Origin of the sequence: Mycobacterium sp. (genome assembly GCF_032162105.1) — a bacterium.
In the GTDB taxonomy this organism is placed as follows: Bacteria; Actinomycetota; Actinomycetes; order Mycobacteriales; family Mycobacteriaceae; genus Mycobacterium.
Genome location: NZ_JAVRPS010000292.1, coordinates 1 through 18,784, shown reverse-complemented (window position 1 = coordinate 18,784; position 18,784 = coordinate 1). Strand labels below are relative to the sequence as shown.

The following is an 18,784-nucleotide window of genomic DNA, read 5'->3' as shown; positions in this document are numbered from 1 at the left end:
CCGAGGATATCCGGCTCGGACTCCGGTAAGCCTCAAGGACGTTGTCGCCTCGTGATGAGAGACTGGGGCGATGCGGTTGTACCGGGATCGGGCGGTGGTGTTGCGCCAGCACAAGCTCGGCGAGGCCGACCGGATCGTGACCCTGCTGACCCGCGAGCACGGTCTGGTCCGTGCCGTGGCCAAGGGCGTACGCCGCACCCGCAGCAAGTTCGGTGCCCGGCTGGAGCCGTTCGCGCACATCGACGTGCAGCTGCACCCCGGCCGGAATCTCGACATCGTGACCCAGGTGCAGGCCATCGACGCGTTCGCCAGCGACATCGTCAGTGATTACGGCCGCTACACCTGCGGGTGCGCCGTGCTGGAGACCGCCGAGCGGCTGGCAGGCGAGGAGCACGCCCCGGTGCCTGCGTTGCACCGGCTGACCGTCGGTGCACTGCGGGCGGTGGCCGACGGCAACCGGCCGCGGGAGCTGGTGCTGGACGCCTTCCTGCTGCGGGCCATGGGCATCGCCGGATGGGCGCCCGCGCTCGTCGAATGCGCCCGTTGCGCCACGCCCGGCCCGCATCGCGCGTTCCACGTCGCCGCGGGCGGCAGCGTGTGCGTGCACTGCCGCCCGTCGGGTTCGGTCACGCCGCCGCAGGGCGTGATGGAGCTGATGGCCGCACTGCACGACGGTGACTGGGCAGCGGCCGAGGCATCCCCGTCGTCGCACCGCAGCCAGGCCAGCGGATTGGTGGCCGCGCACCTGCAATGGCATCTCGAACGGCAGTTGCGGACGTTGCCGCTGGTCGAACGGGTCTATCGGGTCGATACCACGGTCGCTGATCGACGGGCGGCGCTATTCGGGCAGGATATTGCCCATGGCATTGAAGCGGGATGGGCATCGGGCGAAGAAGGACACCTACCCACAGCTGCCCCCGGCGCCTGACGACTATCCGATGTTCCCGGACACGTCCAGCTGGCCGGTGCTCTTCCCCGATCTGCCACCCAAGACCAACGGTCCCTTCTCGCGCCCTCCGCAGCACACCTCGAAGGAGTCGGCCCCGCTGATCCCCGCGAATCAAGTGCCCCACCACGTCGCGGTCGTGATGGACGGCAACGGCCGCTGGGCCACCCAGCGGGGCCTGGGCCGCACCGAGGGCCACAAGATGGGCGAGGCGGTGCTCATCGACATCACCTGCGGCGCCATCGAAATCGGCATCAAGCACCTCACGGTGTACGCGTTCTCCACCGAGAACTGGAAGCGCAGCACCGAGGAGGTGCGCTTCCTGATGGGTTTCAACCGCGAGGTGGTGCGACGCCGCCGGGAGAACCTCAACGCGATGGGCGTGCGGATGCGCTGGGTCGGTTCCCGGCCGCGGATGTGGCGCAGCGTGATCAAGGAGTTCGACATCGCCGAGCAGATGACGGTGGACAACGACGTCATCACGATCAACTACTGTGTGAACTACGGCGGCCGCACCGAGATCGTCGAAGCGGCAAGGGAACTCGCGCAAGAAGCCGTCGACGGCAAGGTCACCCCTGGCCGGATCTCCGAGGCCGCCTTCGCCAAGCACCTGCACCGGGCCGACATCCCGGACGTCGACCTGTTCATCCGGACGTCGGGGGAGCGGCGGGCGAGCAACTTCCTGTTGTGGCAGGCGGCGTACGCCGAGTTCGTCTTCCAGGACAAGCTGTGGCCCGACTACGATCGGCGCGACCTCTGGGAGGCGTGCATGGAGTATGTGAACCGAAATCGTCGCTTCGGTAGAGCCGAATGATGTGCCTGAGCGGCAGAGCCGAATGATGTGCCTGAGCGGCAGGGCCGAATGATGCCGACCCTCCTGCAGCAGCTGTCGTCGGCACTCCGCGAGGTGATGACCGTCGTCGAGGAATCCGACGGCGCGCTGACGGTGACCGTCGACGGCACGGTGGCCTCGCTGCGCGTCGTGATGATCGCCGAGGGTCTGGAGATGGTGTCGCTCACTCAGCCGCTGGCGTGGGATCTGCCGCTGACGAACAAGACCCGTGAACTCGTCAGCGAGCAGGCCACCAAGACGATGCTGGGCACGGTGACACTCGTCGCCAAGCTGGTCGATACCTCCGCCAACGGCTCGTCCGCCAAGTCCACGGCGCGCCGGTCCGCCGCCAAGAAGATGGCCGACGTGCTGCTGCGCTACAACTTTCCGGCGGCGGGGCTGACCGACGACGCGTTGCGCACCTTGATCCTCATGGTGCTGTCCACCGGCGCGGACGTCCGCGCGGCGCTAACCGCGTGACGACTCCGTCTTGGCGCACTCCGCGCAGAGGCCGAATATCTCGATGGTGTGGCTGACGTCGGAGAAGCCGTGCGCGCTGGCGATCTCAGCGGTCCACTTCTCGACCTGACCGCCCTGCACCTCGACCGTCGTTCCGCACGTGCGGCACACCAGGTGGTGATGATGGTGTTCCGAGCAGCGGCGGTACAGCGACTCACCGGTGTCGGTGCGCAGCGTGTCGAGCAATCCGGCGGTTGCCATCGACTGCAGCGTGCGATACACCGTGGTCAGACCGATGCCATCGCCGCTGCGGCGCAGTTCGTCGTGCAGCTCTTGGGCCGAGCGGAACTCGTCGCGGTTCTCCAGCAGCGCGGAGATGGCCGCCCGCTGCCGGGTGGACCGGACGGCCGGTGCGGTGCCGCTCACCGGGCACCTTCCGCGGCGTACTCACCGGCGTGGGCCACCGCGGCAATCACGATCTCGCAGAGGTGGTGGTCGACGAGGCGGTAGTACACCTCACGTCCCGAGCGTTCGCCTGCCACCACGCCCGCCGCCTTCAGGATGCGCAGGTGCTGACTGACCAGCGGCTGGGGCACGGCGAGCGCGTCGACGAGTTCGTGGACGCAACACGACGCCGCGTGAAGTTGGAGCACGATGGCGATCCTGACCGGCGCGGCCAGGGCCCGCAGCAGATCGCCTGCGGTGTCGAGCACTTCGCGCGGCGGAAGTTCCTGAGCCGGCGGACCGTGGTGCCGATGTTCCTCGACACCGGCGTCGGCGGCCGTACTGGAAATCGTTTTCATTATGAAGTCAGATTACATGCATGATCGTGCATGTCAACGCGGCGGTGAATCGCGGTCCGGCACCTCGCTACGCTGTTCACCCGTGGCCTCCATCATCGACACCGTTGCGAACCTTGCGAAACGCCGTGGCCTCGTCTATCAATCCGGCGAGATCTACGGCGGCACGAAGTCGGCGTGGGACTACGGTCCGCTCGGAGTCGAGCTCAAGGAGAACATCAAGCGGCAGTGGTGGCGGTCGGTGGTCACGGGCCGCGACGACGTCGTCGGCCTGGACAGCGCGATCATCCTGCCGCGCGAGGTGTGGGTGGCCTCAGGCCACGTCGAGGTGTTCAACGACCCGCTGGTCGAGTCGCTGATTACCCACAAGCGTTACCGCGCAGACCATCTCATCGAGGCGTACGAGGCCAAGCACAGCCATCCACCGCCAAACGGCCTGGCCGACATCCGTGACCCGGAGACGGGTGAGCCCGGCCAGTGGACCGAGCCGCGCGACTTCAACATGATGCTCAAGACACACCTCGGTCCGATCGAGACCGAGGAGGGGATGCACTACCTGCGGCCGGAAACGGCGCAGGGCATCTTCGTCAACTTCGCCAACGTCGTCACGACGTCACGCCGCAAGCCGCCGTTCGGCATCGGCCAGATCGGCAAGAGCTTCCGCAACGAGATCACCCCGGGCAACTTCATCTTCCGCACCCGTGAGTTCGAGCAGATGGAGATGGAGTTCTTCGTCGAGCCGGCGACCGCGGAACAGTGGCACCAGTATTGGATCGACACCCGGTTGCAGTGGTACGTCGACCTTGGCATCGACGCCGACAACCTGCGCCTCTTCGAGCATCCCAAGGAGAAGCTGTCGCACTACAGCACCCGCACGGTCGATATCGAGTACAAGTTCGGCTTTCAGGGCAACCCGTGGGGTGAGCTGGAGGGTGTGGCCAACCGTACTGACCACGACTTGTCCAGTCACACCAAGGCTTCCGGTGTCGACCTGTCGTTCTACGACCAGGCGACCGAGGCTCGCTACGTGCCCTACGTCATCGAGCCGGCAGCCGGTCTGACTCGCTCGCTGATGGCGTTCCTGGTCGACGCGTACCACGAGGACGAGGCACCCAACGCCAAGGGCGGCGTCGACAAGCGCACCGTGTTGCGACTCGATCCGCGGCTCGCACCGATCAAGGCGGCGGTGCTGCCGCTGTCCCGGCATGCCGACCTGTCACCCAAGGCCCGCGACCTCGCGGCCGAACTGCGCAAGTCGTGGAACGTCGACTTCGACGACGCGGGCGCGATCGGTCGTCGCTACCGCAGGCAGGACGAGATCGGCACCCCGTTCTGCGTGACGCTGGACTTCGACTCGCTCGACGATCAGGCGGTCACCATCCGCGAACGCGACGCCATGACTCAGGAACGGGTGGCGATCGACGCGGTCAGTGACTACTTGGCGGTCCGACTGAAGGGTTCCTAGCCCCGCCTAGCAGGGATTCAGCAGGGGATCGCACTGCAGGTTGCCGCCGGGGTCGCCGCCGGTATCGGCCGCACCGGGCAGGCTCCCGTAGTCGGGTGGGGTGGAGCCGCCGCTGGAGCCCGTGTCCTGCGGAACCTGCTGCGGGATCGGATCGGCCGCAGGCACGTCCGCGGGGGCGTCCTGAATCGGCGCCGTCGGATGTCCCCCGCCGGAGGGCGCGGCGGGCAAGCACGGGTAGGCCGGGTTAGAGCATCCGCCCGTGATGGCGGGCACCGGTACGCCTCCGCCCGTGTCCGAAGGAATCTCAGCGGGGATGTTCCCACCGCCGCTGGTCGTTCCTCCGGTCACCGGTGGCGTGTGCACGGGCATGCCACCGCCGGGAGTTAGTCCCGTTACCGAGGGCGTGTGTCCGCCCGGCATTTCAGGGACGGGCGGGTCCCAGATCGGCGGATCGATGATCGACGGCCCTGGGTTGTATATCGGGGATCCCATGGATCCGCGAAGATCCGCGGTACTTGCTGTTGAGGTAGGGGTAAGGGGGCCTGAGCCGGCGGGAGTGCAAGGACCGGCGGGGGTGCCTGTACCAGTGGCGGACCCTGCGGGGGAGCCTGTTGCGCCGGCGGACCCTGCGGGGGCGCCTGTTGAACAGGTGGTCGCTGCGGCAGGATCCGAGGCGGCTGCAGTGGCAGGGGCACCTGCACCGGCGGCCTGGCCGGCACGGGGCGCGGAAGCAGGTTCAAAGGGACTATCCCTCGAAGTCGCGGGTCCAGGAGGTTCGCGATGTCGCGAATGATGATGCCGATGCGTCGCGCCAGTAGCACGCCCCTTCGAAAATCCCACAGGAGGAAGTAGTCGATGATCCTGACGACCCGCCTGATGACGACGATCGTCACCGGGTCGAAGCGTGGCCACCTTGGGCCGACGAAGATCACGCGAGGACGCGCAGGAGCCGCCGCTGGTTGGACCACCACGTTGCCCGCGGGCCGTATCGCCGGCGCCGCGATGGCCACCGGGTCCAGCAACGGGCTACCGGAAATGCACCGCACGCGTGGCGAGCCGTACTTGTCCACCAGCACGGCAGTCCCGGCCTGCAGCACCGCCTGCCGCGGAATCGCCTGTCCCACTTCGATATACCCGTGATCGGTGAGGCGGGTGTCCGTGCGAAGCAGCACCGGGGTGAGTTCGGTGACGTAGGCACGGATCTGGTCGGGGCTGATGCGGTGCACGCCCGCCCATGCCCGAGCCTTGTTCGGGTTCTCCCCGAGGTAGTTGATCATCAGCTCGGCGTCACACGTCGTCGTGTCGAGGGTGCCGCCGTACAGGCCCGGTAGGTCTCCGTTGGCCGTGCGTAATACCATCGGCGCCGCCTGGCCGTCCGGCGGCGGGGCAGGCGCGGCGGGGGGCGGCCCCAGTGGATCGCTACCCGGATTCGTCGGATCCGGCTGCTGGGTGGAGAACGACGTCGGCGCGAACGGGCTGTCGCCGACGGTATCGGCCGCCTGCAAGAACACCTCTGCCGCAGCGGTCTCCTCAACCGCAGGTGGTGGATCCTTTCGAATGATCTGGGTGAGTGTGAATGCCAGGATGCAAACGAGCACGACGACGCCTGCGGCGATGGCCGCGCGCTTCAAGGTTCGTTCGCGCGACCCGGGACCGGCTTGTACGCGGCCGATCAGTTCCGTGGGACCCTCGTCGTCATGGCTGGCGACGTGCTCGGCGGGCTGTGACTGAGTCGGTTGGTCGGTCGGCTCTGTGCTCGGCTCGACACTATTCGGGTCGGATTCTGCCGGCTGAGATTCAGTCGGCGATTCTTCATCTGTCATTGGGACACTGCCCCTTTACGATTCGTCCGGTATGACTCGAGCGTCGATTCCGGCGGTGAGCCGCTCGGCCGGATAACCGGCCCGTTCGCATGCCTGCCTGACCGTGTCGGGCGATGAGGCCGCGAACACGCTGTAGAGCACTTGATCGGCGTGTGCGGTCAACGCCATCAGCAGTCGCACCGCTGAGCCCTCGGCGCGCATCGCCACCGTGCCTGCGTCGAGCTTGGCGATGGTGTCGTCGAGCGGTTGCGCGGTGAGCTCCGGGCGATACCACTCCACGAGGTAGTACGGGAGATGCGGTGCCGTGTCGAACACGCATCGGACGCTAGGTCCGGTGGGCGCCGCGCGTAATAGGGGCTCCCCTCGCGCTAGCCCTTGTCGGTATCGGCGCCGTGGTTCAGATGCGCACTGAGTTGGGCGCGGGAGCGGATGGCGAGCTTGCGGTAGATCCGGGTGAGGTTGGCCTCGACTGTCTTGGAACTGATGAACAGTGCCGCGGCGATGTCGTGATTGCTCATGCCGGAGGCCGCCAGTTCGGCGATCCGCTGTTCGGATGGGATGAGGACGGAGCCTGGACTCGGTGCCGTTCGCGCGAGCGCGGCGCGGGCCCGCTCTGCCCACAGTGGGGTTCCCATCTCCTCGAACGCCGCCAACGCGGCGCGCAGCGTTGCTGCGCCGACTTCGCGGTGGCGTTGCCGACGCTGGAGTTGGCCCAGCAGTAATAGCGTTCGGGCATGTTCGAACGGCATCGGCAGACGCTGATGGTGGGTGATCGCTTCACGAGCCGCGCGGTCGGCGGCCTCGAGGTCGCCGCGGGCGGCCAGCCAGTTGCTGCGGCACCGGGCGCCGACCGCGAGCATCCACGGCCGGTCCAGCCGACTACCGTTGCGTTCCAGCGCATCGATCAAGGGTTCGGCGTCGTCCAGTCGGCCCAGCGCGACCATCGCCTCAACCGCATCTGGGAGGTATGCCGACGTCATGATCTCCGTGCCAGGGGTTGCGTCGAACCTGTCCAGCAGCGGCTGCAGGGTCGTCAGCGCCTCGGCGTAGTTCTCCAGCGACACCTCCAAGAACCCGAGGCTCATGATCGGCCACTCGGTCAGGTAGACGGCTCCACATCCCTGGGCGTCCGCGATCGCCTGGCGGGCTTCGGCGCGGGCGTCCTGCTCGCGACCGCGGTAGGCGGCAACGGCCGTTCGGACCAGCCCGGCGATCGCGAGCATGTTGGGGCCGTCAAGTTGTTGCGCTCGCTCCATGGTGTCCTCGCCGACCAGTGCGGCGTCGGCGAACCGTCCAAGCCAGATGTCGATCAGCGTGGTGTAGCTCGCGATCCACATCATGTCGCTTTCCGCGCCGCGTTCGACGCAGTGGCGCCGCACTTCGAGCATCTGGGTGCGTGCCTCGTCCAGCCGCCCTGACCAGGCCAGCACGAGGGCCTTGGCGGCGCTGGCACGGAAACTGATGGGGACGTCCTTGTCGGGATTCTCCATGTCCAACGCGCGCTGCAGACTGGATTCGTCGACCCCGTGTCCATACATGCATTTCAGCGACACCCAGAAGGCAAGCGTTTGACTGATCAACACCGCGCGACCGCATTCTTCGGCGCGGGCCACCGCTTGTTCGGCATTGTGCAGTGACTCATCGAATACGCCCGCCATGGCCTGAGCCATCGACAACGTCAGATGGGTTTGCGCCCGCACTGCGGCATTCGTTTCGGTATCGGGGAGTGCACGTTTGAGCAACTCCGCGGCCTCGATGAAGCTGTCATCGTAAATCCGCGTTCCGGCAAGGAGATTCAACGCGATCGCCCGAAGGATGCCCGGCGGCATCGCTGCGATGGTCGGCTCGAGCACGCTACGGGCGTGGCCGATGTCGCCGGCCCGGAAGTGCAGTCCCGCCGCCAGCATCCGGCGCTGAGGCGTGTCACCGCCGAGCCCGATCGCCAAATCGACCAACTCGGCCGCCGCAGCTGGAGCGCCGCGGGCACGCGTCACATCGGCGGCTGCGTCCAGCGCCGCCAGGGTCGCAGAATCGCCGGTAGTCGCGGCCAATGCCAGGTGACGGGCCCGCAGTTCAGGCTGTTGCACTAGCTCGGCCAATCGGCGATGGATCGCGCGGCGCCGGGCGTGACTCGCGTCGGTGTAGACCCCGGTGGCAAGCAGCGGATGTGAGAACCGCACGCGGTTGCCATCGAACCCGATGATGCCCTGGGTTTCGGCCCCGTCGAGCAGCTCGACGACACGCTGGGCGGTCGTGTCGGTGGCCGCCGAAAGCAGCTCAACCGTCGGAGTCGTTGCGGTGGCGGCGGCAAGCAGCACGGGGCCGACATCGGCGCCAAGGCCCCCGAGCCGACTGCGCACTAGCGTGGTCAGGCTCCCGGGCAACGTCGGCTCAGCGTTCGCTGACGGATCATCCATCGAGCGCGCCAGTTCGAGCGCGTAAAACGGGTTGCCGCAGGAGATTTCAGCGATGCGCACCATCGTCGGACGGGGTAGCGAATGCCCTAGCCGCGCGGAGAACATCGCGTGCAGGCCGCCGAGCGCCAACGGACCTACTCGAATCCGGTCGACACCGTCAGGTCGCCTCAGCTGCAACCACGACGCCGCCGCAGCAGGACTGGCGGTATCGGAGCGTGCCGTGACCAGCACCCCGACTCGCCCTTTGAGCCGTCGCACGGCGAACGCGAGGACGGCCTCGCTGGACGCATCCAGCCACTGCGCATCGTCGATCGCGACGAGCACCGGCGTATCCGCCGTGAGGCGCTCGACCACCGACAGGAACGCCGCGCCCAATACACGTTCGTCCGTGGCGGGACTCTCGCCCGCCTCCTCGAGCAGCTTGTCTACGGCAACCCTTTGCACGTGCGGTAACTCGGCCAGAACCGCCGAGTCGACGTCACCGAACAGATCCGCCAACACCGCGAAAGTCAGCACCACTTCGGCCGACCCTGCCCGAGCCGAAACCACACGGAACCCACGGTGTGAGGCCTGCCCGACGGCGGCCGACCACAACGTGGTCTTCCCGATACCCGGCTCCCCCTCGACGACCAAGCCCGAAACCCGCTGCGCTGCCGATGTCAAGAACGCGGCGACATCGTCAGATTCGGGCGGGGGGACCACACCGGCGGTCATTCCCGAATGGAGAGGTGATTTGGCTGGCCGTGCGAGCAAAGGGGCCTCCCCAGCAAACACATGCGTCACAGCCGGTACTGCACACAGACAACTACACGCAAACTCTCAGGTATCGCGAATCTTAACCTCGACGGGCCCCCTCGTCCTCAGTTCGGCAAACCCGAGAAGATTGCCATGAAACGAGTCTGAAGTCAGATCTGGCCACATGTCACGTTGGTCGCGATCGACGCGGTCACCGACTATCTCGCGGTCCTCAACGGCGCGCAGCCCTTCCTGCGCGGGCACCTTCCCGCGCCAGAGAGTCAGCAGTTAGAACCGGCCCCCGCCGCCGCTCAACCCGCCGCCACTCGAGCCGCCGAACGTCGTCGAACTCCAGCCTCCGCCGCCCACGCTGCCACCGATGCCGCCGCCCAGCGCCCCGGACAGGATGTTGCCGATGATGATGCCGCCGAGCACCGCGCCCATGTTGCCCCCGCCTCCGCCGCCGTAGCCTCCGCCGGTGAAGGAGCGCTGCGCATTGCTCACGTCCGCGTTGGCCATGGTCTGCGCTTGGGCCGCCAGCATCGATGCGCCGTTGGCGTGCGCGATGGCCTCCGACAGGTTGGTGGTCCGCTTGGCCTGCGCCGCCTCGAGTTGGCGGACGGCCTCGGACAGGCGGGTGCGGGCCTCTGGGCCGATGGTCCCGCGGCGGGTGTCGATGTAGTCGGACACCGAACGCACCCGGGATTGGGCGGTGAACAGGGCCTGGTCGAACGCACGGTTCAACCGCTCGGTGGCCTCCCGCTCCTCGCTGATCGTGGCCAGCAGTCGGTCGAGTTCGGCGTCGGCCTGGGTCAGCTGGGTGAACGCGCCGAGCGGATCGGCGCTGCCGGTGCTCTGAGCGTTCGACACCGCCTTGACGGCCGCGTCCCTGGCCGTGCCGAGTTCTGTTGCGTGTGGGACGTTGCCCTGCGCGAGCTGGCCGGCGGCTTGGTTGATGCCTGCCTGGATGTCGGCGATCGCGGCAGGCAGACCGGCGACGGCGCGGTTGATGTCGGTGGCGGCGCTGTCGACGGCGTCCAGCAAGGTGCGGGCCTGACCCAGTGCGGACTCCGCGGCGCGGATGGCGTCCACCAGCCCGCCCTGCCGGTCGGAGGGCCGCGCGACCAGCGTGCGCGCGTTGCTGATGTTCTGGTCGGCGAACGACAGCCGCTGCTTGGCGGTTTCGACGTTCCCGGCCACTGCAGTCAGTGCCGTATCGGCGAACTGCCCGTGCAGGCTGGTCATGGTCTGCTGCGCCGGTTCGAGTCGCGCGGTCAGATCCACCATCTGCTGGGTCAGCATGTCGAGTCGGGTCGGGGCGTTGATGAGGAGATCGCGCAGTTGTTGGAAGGCGGCGCGTTGGGCGTCGAGTGCCTGGTCGGCTCTCGCCGCCGCGACGATCACGCGGGTCAGCAGGTCGCGCCGCTGCTGCGGGGTCTCGGGCACGGCGTCGTCGAGGATCTGGCGGACGTTGAACGCCTGGGAGAGCGTCTTCTTGGCGTCGGCCACGGCCGCGGTGAACGGCGCGGTGTCCTTCTCGCCGAATTCCTCGACGGCCAGCGCCAATTCGTTGTCGCTGGTGCGTACCGCGTTGTCCACGTCGACGACGATCGAGCGGGACAGGTCGTCGAGCGCGTCGATGGAGACCGATGCAAGCGCGTTGGGGTCGGCGGGATCGACCCGTTGCGCGGCAGCGAATTCGGCCTCGCGGCGCTTGCGCTTGCGGCGCCGCCTCCACAACAACAGCACCAGCACCGCGATGGCGATGACGGCAAGGATGGCCACCATTCCCACCCAGGTGATCTCGCCGCCTGCGGACGACGGGGGCCGGTTCAGGCCGTCGGCGGCCGCTACCGCAGCGCCGGCCCAGTCCCCGCGGCGCAGGGCGGGCTCGACGTCGTTGCGGCGCAGGGTATCCACGTCCACCCCGCCCGTCGCCGCATCGGGCACCAGTAGCGCGTAGGCGCGGTCGGCGGTGGCGACGGCAAGGATGGCGTCCTCGTCCTGGAAGTCGCTCATCCGCCTCGTGTTTCGGGCCCACGTCTCGGCGGACTGGCCGGAGAACGAGTCGACGTAGACGACCCACAGCCGGACCCGGCGGGAGTTGTAGAGGTTCTGCACGGCGCTCTGCACGTTGGAGAGGGCGCTACCGCTGAGCGCGTTCGCGTTGTCAGTGACGTAATCGGAGACCCGGAACGGCGGATCGGCGCTGGCCGTCGGCGCGGTCGGCACCATCACCAAGCCTGCGGTCAGGACCGCCAGGACCAGGCCGAGAAGGCGGGCAACCCCAAGTCTCCTGCGCATGACCGTCAATCTAGTGGGCGCCGCGCCCACGACGTCCGAGACCGGCGAACAGTCCTGGCAGACTGTGCCTCGGTGATTACGAGCAACGACCCATACGACGACTTCGACCGCGAGCGCTTGGTGGCCGAGGCGCCGAAGGGTGCCGCGCTGGCGGGCACCGACACCGAGCACCGCACCGACTTCGCCCGCGACCGCGCCCGGGTGCTGCACAGTGCCGCGCTGCGCAGGCTGGCCGACAAGACGCAGGTGGTCGGTCCACGGCAGAGCGAGACGCCGCGGACCCGGTTGACCCACTCGCTTGAGGTGGCCCAGATCGGGCGGGGGATGGCGGTCGGGTTGGGCTGCGATCCCGACCTCGTCGACCTCGCCGGGCTGGCCCACGACATCGGCCATCCGCCTTACGGTCACAACGGTGAGCGCGCGCTCAACGAGGTGGCCATCGACTACGGCGGGTTCGAGGGCAACGCGCAGAACTTCCGCATCCTCACTCGACTCGAGCCCAAAGTGCTTGACCCGCAAGGACGTAGCGCCGGGCTGAACCTGACCCGGGCCGCGCTGGACGCGGTCACCAAGTATCCGTGGTACCGGGCGGCGGACTGGAACGGCAAGTTCGGTTTCTACGCCGACGACGCTCCCGCGGCTACGTGGGCGCGGTCCGGTGCGCCGGGGGCCAAACCCTGCCTCGAGGCCCAGATCATGGACTGGGCCGACGACGTCGCCTACTCCGTGCACGACGTCGAGGACGGGGTGGTGTCGGGCCGCATCGATCTGCGCGTGTTGGCCGACGACGACGCGGCCGCGGCACTGGGCCGGCTCGGCCAGGCCAGCGGGATGGGTGCCGGGCTCGACGCCGACGCCCTGGTCGCCGCGGCCGGGCGACTGTCGGCGCTGCCGGTGGTCGCCGCCGTCGGCAAGTACGACGGCACGCTGATCGCGTCCGTCGCGCTGAAGAAGTTGACCAGCGAGTTGGTCGGGCGGTTCGCGTCGGCGGCCATCGCGGCCACCAGGGACACGGCAGGTGCTGGTCGGCTGGTCCGCTACCAGGCCGAACTGTCGGTGCCGTCGCTGGTGCGCGCCGAGGTCGCCGTGCTGAAGATCCTGGCGTTGCAGTTCATCATGTCCGACCCGCCGCACCTCGAATTGCAGGCGCAGCAACGGATGAGGATCCACGACGTCGCCCAGTTCCTGCTGGCCCGGGCACCGGCCACCCTCGACCCGATCTTCGTGCCGGAATTCAACGACGCCGCGGACGACGGTGCCCGGCTGCGGGTAATCCTCGACCAGATCGCGTCCTTCACCGAGGGTCGGCTGGAGCGGCTCGAACCCGCGTAGCGGGCCCGCCCGGGCCGCATAGACTGAGCCGATGGCGGGATCGACGGGCGGGAGCGAAGCGACTCGGGGTCGTGGACGGATCCCCGATCGCGACATCGCGGCCATCCGCGAACGCGTCCGCATCGAGGACGTCGTCGGCGACTACGTCCAGTTGCGCCGCGCAGGCGTCGACTCGCTCAAGGGCCTATGCCCGTTCCACGACGAGAAGTCACCGTCGTTCCACGTCCGCCCCAACCACGGACACTTCCACTGCTTCGGTTGCGGTGAGGGCGGCGATGTCTACGCGTTTCTGCAGAAGATCGAGCACGTCAGCTTCGTGGAGTCGGTGGAAATGCTTGCCGATCGGCTCGGCTACACCGTCACCTACACCGGTTCCTCGACCACGAACGTGCAGCGGGACCGCGGCAGCCGGAGCCGGTTGATCGCCGCAAATGCCGCCGCGCAGGAGTTCTACGCAGAGGCCCTGCAATCGACGGAGGCCGCACCCGCCCGCCAATACCTGGTCGAGCGCAACTTTGACGCCGACACCGCAGGCAAGTTCGGCTGCGGGTTCGCGCCATCCGGGTGGGACTCCCTGACGAAACACTTACTGCGCAAGGGCTTCGAGTTCAAGGAGCTCGAGGCGGCCGGCCTGTCGCGCGAGGGCAAGCGTGGACCGATGGACCGGTTCCACCGGCGGCTGCTGTGGCCCATCCGCGTCTCGTCGGGTGAGGTGATCGGATTCGGTGCCCGTCGCCTGTTCGATGACGACCACATGGAGGCGAAGTACGTCAACACCCCGGAGACGGTGCTGTACAAGAAGTCCAACGTGCTGTTCGGGCTCGACCTGGCCAAGCGCGACATCGCCAAGGGACATCAGGCCGTCGTGGTCGAGGGCTACACCGACGTGATGGCCATGCACCAGTCCGGCGTCACCACTGCGGTCGCGTCCTGCGGTACCGCGTTCGGCGACGAGCACCTGTCCATGCTGCGCCGACTCATGATGGACGACAACTTCTTTCGCGGCGAATTGATCTATGTGTTCGACGGTGACGCAGCGGGCCGCGCGGCGGCGGTGAAGGCGTTCGAGGGTGAGCAGAACCTGGCCGGCCAGTCGTTCGTCGCCGTCGCCGACGACGGCATGGATCCTTGTGATCTGCGGCTGAAGTCGGGTGACGCCGCGCTGCGTGATCTCGTCGCCCGGCGAACCCCGTTGTTCGAGTTCGCGATTCGCACCGCGCTGGCCGACCACGACTTGGACAGTGCCGAGGGTCGGGTGTCGGCCCTGCGCCGCTGCGTGCCCATGGTGGCCAAGATCAAGGAATCGACACTGCGCGAGGAGTACGCCAGGCAGCTGGCCGGCTGGGTCGGCTGGGACGAGGTCGCCCAGGTCGTCAGCAGAGTGCGAGACAGCGCCAATGCCGGGAACCGTTCCGCGCCGCGCCGGGAGATTCGCCGTCCAGCCGCCGAGGGGCCCGTCGTGACGCGCATCGACCCGCGCGACCCCACGCTGTGGCCGCAGCGCGAAGCGCTCAAGGCGGCGCTGCAGTATCCCGCCATCGCCGGGCCGGTGTTCGACACGTTGACCGTCGAGAGCTTCACCCACCCCGGGTATGCGGCCGTGCGTGCGGCGGTCGCGGCGGCCGGCGGCATGTCCGCGGGGTTGTCCGGCGGCGAGTGGATCGAGGCGGTCCGCGCGCAGGCGGCGTCACCCGATTCCGCGGGCCTGGTCAGCGAGCTCGGGGTCGAGGCCGTCAAGGTCGACGACGACGAACGCCTCCCGCGCTACATCGGTGGGGTGCTGGCCCGCCTGCAGGAAGTCTGGGTGGGCCGCCAGATCGCCGAGATGAAGTCCAAACTGCATCGCATGTCACCGGTCGACCAGACCGACGAGTACAACACCTTGTTCGGCGACCTCATCGCGCTGGAGACGTACCGCAAGAGCCTGCTGCAGCAGGCCAGCGGCGACGACCTTACTGCGTGAGACGGTCACACACGCTAAGGTGAGTGCGCTGTCGGGAACACTGGGAAGGCACTTCATGACCATCCGAGCACACCGAGTCGTCGCTGCGGGCGCACTCGCCGTGGCCGCCGTCGCCGCTCCGATCGCCATCTCGCTGAGCATCGGCAATGCGGCCCAGTCCGTCGCCGGGCCCGCGTGCCTGGCGTGGTACGGCAACAAGGAGGACGGCGTGTGCCTGTCCTACTCGAACGGCAATGGCGTCAACCTGGGCAGCCCGGATCTGGGCGTTTATGGGCCCAACAGCGGCGCCAGCACCGGCCCGCTGCTGCCGGGCCAGACCTGGAACGTGCCGGTCGGCTAACGCCCGTCGGACCTGGCCTGCGGGTTCTCGGGATGCAACACCGAGGTCTCGGCGTCGATGGCAGTCAAGTTCACCAGCGCCGGATCGGGTGACACCCGGTTGGCCAATCTGCGGCGCCCCGCGTCGATCACGGCCTTGGTCTTCGGGCTGCCGGTGACGGCGCGATAGGTCCCGGCGATCTGCTCATAGCGGCGTCGGCCCGCCTTCGCTCCCAAGACGTAGCCGACGGCCAATACGACGGCGGCTCGGATCACAGGACCCCTCCCAGATGTCGGTGCATTGCCTCCATCCTGCCTCACTGCGCCGCGTGCGTCGGGATGAGGTGCCGGTGCCCGATGCCGAAGTTCGGCGATCCGTACGCTAAAGTCGATCCTCGGTCAGCGGGCTGGTTCCGCGGCCGAACGGGCAGTCCCCTGTAGCTCAATTGGCAGAGCTTCCGACTGTTAATCGGAAGGTTCCTGGTTCGAGTCCAGGCGGGGGAGCCACCGTAAGCTCGCACGATGCGGCCGCTCAGAATCCTCGCCACGGTGTCGACGATGGCCCTGATCGCCGCCGGTTGCGGCTGGAGTCCACCGTCGGCTCCGCCCACCAGCTCGGCGAGCTGCACGCAGGCCGAAGGCCCGTCCGCCGATTCCGTCGCCCACGAGATCAACCAGCTGCCCGCGGGTCAGCAGTGGCGCGAAACCTCCCGCGGTCACACTCCCGACTGCCAGCTGCACTGGGTGGTCGTCGGGGTCGGCGACACATCCGACAGCCCGCATCAGGTGCTGTTCTTCGACCACAACTCGCCGATCGGAACACCCGCTCCCGACCCGAAGCCCTACGTCAACGTGACGACGGAGGGCAACGACACCGCCGTCGTGCAGTACCAGTGGCGGCAGGGCCAGGACCCGGCGTGCTGCCCGACCGGTATCGGCACCGTCCGCTTCAAGGTGAAGGACGGCAAGCTCGAGGCGCTTGGCCCAATTCCCGGCCCCTGACGCCGTTAGTCGTCGGCGTCCGGGATGTGCTCGGGGTGCAGCATTTCGGCGTAGCGCAACTGCTCGGGGATCCCGAATCCGTCGACCAGCATCTCGGCGTACGGCCGCAGCACGCGGCAGCGGTCGTTGATGCCGCGGGTGACCGCCTTCGCGCGCTCGGTGGACAGGTACCGGTGCTCGATGAACCACGCCTTGTCGTCCTCGATCACCGACAGTGCGTACAGATCGCATACCGTGCCGAGCAGTTTGCGCGCCTCATCGTCCTCGCATGATTCGATCCCGGCGACGAACGCCTCCAGGATGACGCGGTCGATGTGCGCACCCGCGGCGTGCAGTACGTGGTCCTGCACGGAGTTGAAGGCGTCGAAGGCCGACATCTCCTTGCTCTTGCCCTGGAGCCGACGCGCGACGGTGGACAGCAGGTATTCCTCGCGGTCCTCGAACATCTTCACCTGGTTGCCGCGGTTGAAGAGGCTGCCCTCTTCCTCGTTGTCCTGCCGGCTGTCGACGATGGTCTGCATGATCGTCTGCGCCGCAGTGCGTTTCAGCACCTGTTCGCTGGCGAAATTGGCCCCGAACCGCACCCATTCGACGGGGCTCATGCCCTTGATGTCGTCGGCGTAGGCGGTGAGCAGCTCCTTGGCGACCAGCTGGGTGAGCACGTGGTTGTCGCCCTCGAACGTGGTGAACACATCGGTGTCGGCCTTCAGTCCAATCAGCCGGTTCTCGGCGAGATAGCCCGCACCACCGCAGGCCTCCCGCGCCTCCTGGATCGCCCGGGTGGCATGCCAGGTGTTGGCCGCCTTCAGGCCGGCCGCGCGTGACTCGAGCTCGCGTTGCTCCTCTGGGTCGGGTATCTCGGTGGTCTGGATCTCGTGCAACTTCGCCACCAGTTCGTTCTGCGCGAACTGCAGCGCATAGGACTGCGCGATCAGCGGGAACAGCCGCCGCTGATGCACCAGGTAGTCCATGATCACGACTTCGTCATCACTATCAGGTGCGGAGAACTGCTTGCGCTGCAACGCATACCGGGTCGCGATGTCGAGTGCCACCCGCGCGGCCGCCGCCGCGCTGCCGCCGACGGTGACCCGGCCACGGATCAGAGTGCCGAGCATGGTGAAGAACCGCCGGTTGGGATTCTCGATGGGCGACGTGTACGTCCCGTCCCCTGAGACGTCGCCGTACTTGTTCAGCAGGTTGTCGCGCGGAATCCGGACGTGGTCGAACATGATGCGTCCGTTGTCGACACCTGGCAGGCCGCCCTTGTAGTGGCAATCCGACGTGGTCACCCCCGGCATGTCATTGCCGTCGGCGTCACGGAGCGGAACCACGAAACAGTGCACGCCGTGGGCCTGCTGCTCCTCACCGGGTCCGGCCGTGATCAACTGCGCGAACACCGCTGCGACGGTGGCGGTCTCGGCCGCCCCGCCGATGTAGTCCTTGCGGGAGGTCCGAGTGGGGGAGTCGATGACGAACTCATCGGTGTCGGGGTCGTAGGTCGCGGTGGTCTCGAGCGACTGCACGTCGCTGCCGTGCCCGGTCTCGGTCATCGCGAAGCAGCCAAGCAGGTCGAGGTCGATGATCCTTGCGACATAGGCCTCGTGGTGCCGCTCGGTGCCCAGGTTCTCGATGGCGCCGCCGAACAGGCCCCACTGCACGCCGGCCTTCACCATCAGCGACAGGTCGGACATCGCGAGCATCTCGATTGTGGTGACTGCGGCGCCGACGTCTCCGGTGCCACCGTGCTCCTTGCGGAAACCGTCGTCGGCTGCACCGGCGGCGGCGATGATCTTCAGCTGTTCCAGCGCTTTCGTTCGCGCGATCACCGTGTTGGGGGTGTAGTGCGGTCGAAAGATTTCGTTCGACATCTGCTTTCTGGACCGTTCCTTGGCGTCGTGCCAACGGCCGTCCAGCGTCTTGCGCAGATGCTGCGCGGTGGTGGTCATTACTTGACGGTAACCCGTGGTTGGCCCGCCGAAACTGTGATGTGGCAAACCCAGGGCATCCTGAGTGGCGGCGCGAAATCGGGCAGGCGTTCAATCGTGACCATGACCGAGCCGGACAGTCCGAAGCAGGGGCTGCCCCACCAAATCGACCACCGGCACGCCGACGTGACGGGTGGCTGGCTGCGCGCCGCGACCTTCGGTGCGATGGATGGATTGGTGAGCAACACCGCACTCATCGCCGGTGTGGCGGCCAGCGCGAGCACGCACGCCATCATCCTGGCCGGCGTCGCCGGGCTGCTGGCCGGCGCATTCTCGATGGCGCTGGGTGAGTACACGTCGGTCACGACGGCCAACGAACAACTCGACTCGGAGGTCCGCGTCGAGCGCCGCTCGTTCCGCCGGTATCCAGACGAGGAGCGGGCCGAGTTGGTGATGATGCTGA

General features: G+C 67.6%; 18 protein-coding genes and 1 tRNA gene. 10 read left to right on the top strand and 9 right to left on the bottom strand.

The genetic code is table 11. The annotated features are described in order from the left end of the window. Nucleotides 1–70: 70 nt before the first annotated feature. The 3 genes from recO to QOC69_RS15060 are packed head-to-tail and all read left to right on the top strand — an operon-like array spanning nt 71 to nt 2,258. Nucleotides 71–928, top strand: a complete 858-nt coding sequence (gene recO, locus QOC69_RS15070; RefSeq protein WP_526440845.1) for a DNA repair protein RecO — start codon at nt 71–73, stop codon at nt 926–928. Further along, nucleotides 861–1,760: a decaprenyl diphosphate synthase gene (locus QOC69_RS15065; protein ID WP_526440843.1), complete on the top strand. Its 900-nt coding sequence runs from the start codon at nt 861–863 to the stop codon at nt 1,758–1,760. The genes recO and QOC69_RS15065 overlap by 68 nt, the downstream gene beginning before the upstream one ends. Nucleotides 1,761–1,811: 51 nt before the next feature. Then, a complete protein-coding gene (locus QOC69_RS15060) occupies nt 1,812–2,258 on the top strand; it encodes a hypothetical protein (RefSeq protein WP_526440881.1) in 447 nt (148 codons plus the stop codon). Here the strand turns inward: QOC69_RS15060 and QOC69_RS15055 are convergent. Together QOC69_RS15055 and QOC69_RS15050 are read right to left on the bottom strand one after the other, a co-directional pair. Beyond that, nucleotides 2,247–2,663, bottom strand: coding sequence for a Fur family transcriptional regulator (locus QOC69_RS15055; RefSeq protein ID WP_526440841.1), 417 nt, complete (start codon nt 2,661–2,663; stop codon nt 2,247–2,249). The genes QOC69_RS15060 and QOC69_RS15055 overlap by 12 nt on opposite strands. Then, nucleotides 2,660–3,040, bottom strand: coding sequence for an ArsR/SmtB family transcription factor (locus tag QOC69_RS15050; RefSeq protein ID WP_526440839.1), 381 nt, complete (start codon nt 3,038–3,040; stop codon nt 2,660–2,662). The genes QOC69_RS15055 and QOC69_RS15050 overlap by 4 nt, the downstream gene beginning before the upstream one ends. 82 nt (nt 3,041–3,122) lie before the next feature. On the opposite strand from QOC69_RS15050, the gene QOC69_RS15045 reads away from it, so the two are divergent. Continuing rightward, the gene (locus tag QOC69_RS15045) at nt 3,123–4,502 is read left to right on the top strand and encodes a glycine--tRNA ligase (protein WP_526440837.1); all 1,380 of its coding nucleotides are present in this window, start codon (nt 3,123–3,125) and stop codon (nt 4,500–4,502) included. A gap of 6 nt (nt 4,503–4,508) precedes the next feature. On the opposite strand, the gene QOC69_RS15040 is transcribed toward QOC69_RS15045, so the two are convergent. The 5 genes from QOC69_RS15040 to QOC69_RS15020 all read right to left on the bottom strand — a co-directional run bounded on the left by QOC69_RS15040 (nt 4,509) and on the right by QOC69_RS15020 (nt 11,781). Next, on the bottom strand, nt 4,509–4,850 hold the full coding sequence (locus tag QOC69_RS15040; protein ID WP_526440835.1) for a hypothetical protein: 342 nt from the start codon (nt 4,848–4,850) through the stop codon (nt 4,509–4,511). Nucleotides 4,851–4,894: 44 nt separating this feature from the next. After that, nucleotides 4,895–6,133: a DUF6777 domain-containing protein gene (locus QOC69_RS15035; protein ID WP_526440833.1), complete on the bottom strand. Its 1,239-nt coding sequence runs from the start codon at nt 6,131–6,133 to the stop codon at nt 4,895–4,897. Nucleotides 6,134–6,340: 207 nt separating this feature from the next. Beyond that, complete coding sequence (locus tag QOC69_RS15030; RefSeq protein WP_526440831.1) at nt 6,341–6,640, bottom strand: hypothetical protein; 300 nt, start codon at nt 6,638–6,640, stop codon at nt 6,341–6,343. A gap of 53 nt (nt 6,641–6,693) precedes the next feature. Beyond that, nucleotides 6,694–9,456, bottom strand: a complete 2,763-nt coding sequence (locus QOC69_RS15025; protein WP_526440829.1) for an AAA family ATPase — start codon at nt 9,454–9,456, stop codon at nt 6,694–6,696. 309 nt (nt 9,457–9,765) lie between these two features. Further along, the gene (locus QOC69_RS15020; protein WP_526440827.1) at nt 9,766–11,781 is read right to left on the bottom strand and encodes a TPM domain-containing protein; all 2,016 of its coding nucleotides are present in this window, start codon (nt 11,779–11,781) and stop codon (nt 9,766–9,768) included. Nucleotides 11,782–11,853: 72 nt separating this feature from the next. Between QOC69_RS15020 and QOC69_RS15015 the strand changes: the two genes are divergently transcribed. The 3 genes from QOC69_RS15015 to QOC69_RS15005 are packed head-to-tail and all read left to right on the top strand — an operon-like array spanning nt 11,854 to nt 15,416. After that, nucleotides 11,854–13,113, top strand: a complete 1,260-nt coding sequence (locus tag QOC69_RS15015) for a deoxyguanosinetriphosphate triphosphohydrolase (RefSeq protein ID WP_526440825.1) — start codon at nt 11,854–11,856, stop codon at nt 13,111–13,113. A 31-nt stretch (nt 13,114–13,144) separates the two neighbouring features. Then, nucleotides 13,145–15,076, top strand: coding sequence for a DNA primase (gene dnaG, locus QOC69_RS15010; RefSeq protein WP_526440823.1), 1,932 nt, complete (start codon nt 13,145–13,147; stop codon nt 15,074–15,076). A 55-nt stretch (nt 15,077–15,131) separates the two neighbouring features. After that, nucleotides 15,132–15,416: a DUF7155 family protein gene (locus QOC69_RS15005; protein WP_526440821.1), complete on the top strand. Its 285-nt coding sequence runs from the start codon at nt 15,132–15,134 to the stop codon at nt 15,414–15,416. Here the strand turns inward: QOC69_RS15005 and QOC69_RS15000 are convergent. Further along, nucleotides 15,413–15,670, bottom strand: a complete 258-nt coding sequence (locus tag QOC69_RS15000; protein ID WP_526440819.1) for a hypothetical protein — start codon at nt 15,668–15,670, stop codon at nt 15,413–15,415. The genes QOC69_RS15005 and QOC69_RS15000 overlap by 4 nt on opposite strands. A 155-nt stretch (nt 15,671–15,825) precedes the next feature. Between QOC69_RS15000 and QOC69_RS14995 the strand changes: the two genes are divergently transcribed. Both QOC69_RS14995 and QOC69_RS14990 read left to right on the top strand, forming a co-directional pair. Beyond that, nucleotides 15,826–15,901 (top strand) — tRNA-Asn (locus QOC69_RS14995). 15 nt (nt 15,902–15,916) lie between these two features. Continuing rightward, entirely contained in the window at nt 15,917–16,396 is a 480-nt protein-coding gene (locus QOC69_RS14990) for an LppP/LprE family lipoprotein (protein WP_526440817.1), read from the top strand. A 5-nt stretch (nt 16,397–16,401) separates the two neighbouring features. Here QOC69_RS14990 and QOC69_RS14985 read toward each other — a convergent pair whose 3' ends face one another. Continuing rightward, on the bottom strand, nt 16,402–18,342 hold the full coding sequence (locus QOC69_RS14985; protein ID WP_526440815.1) for an acyl-CoA dehydrogenase family protein: 1,941 nt from the start codon (nt 18,340–18,342) through the stop codon (nt 16,402–16,404). Nucleotides 18,343–18,444: 102 nt separating this feature from the next. Between QOC69_RS14985 and QOC69_RS14980 the strand changes: the two genes are divergently transcribed. Continuing rightward, a partial coding sequence (locus QOC69_RS14980) for a VIT1/CCC1 transporter family protein (RefSeq protein ID WP_526440813.1) occupies nt 18,445–18,784 on the top strand: 340 nt, incomplete at its 3' end.